Origin of the sequence: Amycolatopsis sp. NPDC089917, assembly GCF_040684635.1 — a bacterium.
In the GTDB taxonomy this organism is placed as follows: Bacteria; Actinomycetota; Actinomycetes; order Mycobacteriales; family Pseudonocardiaceae; genus Amycolatopsis.
The window spans coordinates 1-3,102 of sequence record NZ_JBFBGL010000141.1 but is presented as its reverse complement, the minus strand read 5'-3'; the positions used below and the strand labels follow the sequence as shown (position 1 = coordinate 3,102).

Annotated in this window: 2 protein-coding genes; one reads left to right on the top strand and one right to left on the bottom strand. The window is 67.6% G+C overall.

The annotated features are described in order from the left end of the window. Window positions 1-161 precede the first annotated feature (161 nt). The gene (locus AB0N89_RS40990) at window positions 162-1,379 is read left to right on the top strand and encodes an aromatic acid/H+ symport family MFS transporter (protein WP_364217151.1); all 1,218 of its coding nucleotides are present in this window, start codon (window positions 162-164) and stop codon (window positions 1,377-1,379) included. Here AB0N89_RS40990 and AB0N89_RS40985 read toward each other — a convergent pair. Continuing rightward, window positions 1,363-2,898, bottom strand: a complete 1,536-nt coding sequence (locus AB0N89_RS40985) for an amino acid permease (RefSeq protein ID WP_364217148.1) — start codon at window positions 2,896-2,898, stop codon at window positions 1,363-1,365. The genes AB0N89_RS40990 and AB0N89_RS40985 overlap by 17 nt on opposite strands. Between the last annotated feature and the right edge of the window lie 204 nt (window positions 2,899-3,102).

The following is a 3,102-nucleotide window of genomic DNA, read 5'->3' as shown; positions in this document are numbered from 1 at the left end:
GACCTCGTGAAGCGCTAGTCCGTCAAGTGTCAGGAAAGGGTCGTTCAGGACGTTTTTCGTCCTGAACGACCCTTTCCTGACATCCAGGGGTCCAGTGGCCTTGCTCACAACGTTCGGATTGTGCATACTCGTGCGCATCGCGAACACAGCTGGAGGTCTCCATGTCCCCTGCCGAGGCTCGTTCGTGGGTGGTCCCGCTCGCCTGGACGGCGGTGCTGCTCGACGGATTCGACCTGGTCGTCCTGGGTACGGTGCTGCCCGCGCTGCTGCGTGACCACGTCTGGGGCCTGACGCCCGGCACGGCGTCGGTGATCTCGACGGTCGGCCTGATCGGCATGACGATCGGCGCGCTGGCGATCGGCACGATCACCGACCTCATCGGCCGCCGGAAGGCGCTGATCATCGCGGTCACCGCCTTCTCGGCGTTCACCGCGCTCTGCGCGATCTCGCCGTCGGCCTTCGTCTTCGGCCTGCTGCGCTTCCTGGCCGGGCTGGGGCTGGGCGGCTGCCTCCCGACGGCGATCGCGCTGGTCACCGAGTACGCCCGCAAGGGGAAGGGCGGCAGCGCGACCACCACGGTGATGACCGGCTACCACGTCGGCGCGGTGCTCACCGCCCTGCTCGGCATCTGGCTGATCCAGCCGCTCGGCTGGCGCGCGATGTTCGTCGCGGGCGCGCTGCCCGCGCTCGTCCTGGTGCCGTTGATGATCAAGTACCTGCCCGAATCCGAATCCTTCGAGCAGGCGCGGGAGACGCAGGCGAAGTCGGCGACGGACGTCGTCGGCGGGCTGTTCCGCGGCGGGCTCCTGCGCGCCACCATCGCGTTCTGGGTGACGTCGTTCATGGGCCTGCTGCTGGTCTACGGGCTCAACACCTGGCTGCCGGAGATCATGCGCCAGGCCGGGTACCCGCTCGGCGCGGCGCTGGGGCTGCTGCTCACGCTGAACCTCGGCGGTGTCGTCGGCCTGCTCGTCGCGGGCCGGGTGGCGGACAAGGCCGGCGTACGGCCGGCGGTGATCTTCTGGTTCCTCGGCGCGGCCGTGTTCCTGGCCCTGCTGAGCGTGAAACTGCCCGCGGCCGGGCTGTACGTGGCCGTGTTCCTCACCGGCGGGTTCGTGTTCAGCGCGCAGGTCCTCGTGTACGCCTATATCGGCAAGACGTACCCGGACGCTATGCGCGCCACCGGAATCGGCTGGGCGGCCGGAGTCGGCCGGATCGGCGCGATCTGCGGGCCGATCCTCGGCGGCGCGCTGCTGAGCGCCGGGATCGCGTACCCGTGGGGTTTCTACGCGTTCGCCGGGGTCGGGGCGGTGGGCGCGGCCGCCGTGACCGGAGTCCGCGCCGGCCGCGCCCGGGAGGCCGCTACCCCAGTTCCTTGAGTTCCTTTTCCACCGCGGCGAGTTCTGCCTCGGAGCCCTGCACCTTCGGACCCGTGAACCACTTGCGCGCCGAGGCGAACCACCACACCGCCGCACCACCGAGTACGACGAGGAAGGCGATCGGCGTGTAGTTGAAACTGTCGATGGTGATCGGCGACCCCTGCGGGAGCATGAACAGCACGAAGATGAAGCACACCCAGACGGTCGCGACGGTCCCGACGAGCTTGCCCCAGCGGCCGAGGTTCCACGGTCCGGGTTCGAAGTCGTCGCCCTTGCGCACCCGCAGGAACACCGGGATCACGTAGGCCACGTAAAGGCCGACGACCGCGATCGAGGTCACCGCCGCGTAGGCGGTCGCGCTCCACAGGTACGGCAGGGCGAGCAGGAGCGCGCCGCCCGCGGCCAGCCACACCGCGTTGGTCGGCGTCTGCGTGCGCTTGTTGATGCGGTGCCAGAACCCCGAACCCGGGATCGCGCCGTCGCGGGCGAAGGCGTAGATCATCCGCGAGTTCGCGGTCACCGAGGCCATCCCGCAGAACAGCTGCGCGCCGATGCAGATCAGCAGCAGGAACTTACCGGTCGTCGCGCCGGTCGCGTCGATGAAGATCTGCGCGGGCGGCACCCCGGTCGCGGAGTCCACGGCGCCGTCGTAGTTCTGGATGGCGAAAGTGAGGCCGATCAGCAGGATCCACCCGGCGACCAGGGAGACGAGGATCGAGTTGATGATGCCGCGCGGTCCGGCCTTCGCCGCGTTCTTGGTCTCCTCGGTCATATGCGCGGAGGCGTCGTAGCCGGTCAGCGTGTACTGCGCGACGAGCAACCCCAGTAAGAAGACGTAGACCGGTGACGCCCAGCCTGTCTTGTTCACGAACTCGCCGAAGACGAAGGAAGCGTCCTGGTGCTTGGCGGGCACGATGATCAGCACCCCGACGATGACCAGCACACCCACCAGATGCCACCACACGCTGATGCTGTTCAGCAGCGCCACGATCTTCACGCCGAAGGTGTTCAGCAGGCCGTGGATCACCAGGATGATCGCCAGCAGCAGGATCGTGTGGCCCGGCGTCGCCTCGAAACCGAACTGCAGGTCGAGGAAGGCGTTGAGGAACAGCGCCGCGCCGAAGTCGATGCCCGCGGTGACCGCGATCTGCCCGATGAGGTTGAACCAGCCGGTGAACCACGACCACGCCGCGCCGTTGCGCGGGGCGAGCTTCGCGGCCCAGTAGTAGAGGCCGCCCGCGGTCGGATAGCTGGAGCAGACCTCGGCCATGCCCAGCCCGACCAGGATGACGAACAGGCCGACGAGCGGCCAGCCCCAGATCATCGCGGCGGGCCCGCCGGTCTTCATGCCGAACCCGTAGAGGGTCAGGCAGCCGGAGAGGATCGAGATGATCGTGAACGAGACGGCGAAGTTGGAGAAGGTCGACATCGTGCGCCGGAGTTCCTGCGCGTAGCCGAGCTGGTGGAGCCGGGCACTGTCTTCGTCGGCGGGTTCGGCCTGCTTGTCTGAGACATCCATCGGGCACCCACTTAAAAGGTATGCGGACAGACCATTGAGATCCGCCGAAATTAGGCCCGCCCACCTGCGGATGTCAAGGTCCCGTCAAGAACTGCCCCCGGATGTCATGAGGGGTCCCCATGGGACGGAAACCGTCCCATGGGGTGCACCCAAAAAAAATAACAAAATCCCGCGGGGCGGAAACGAAATGGAGGTCGGGCGACC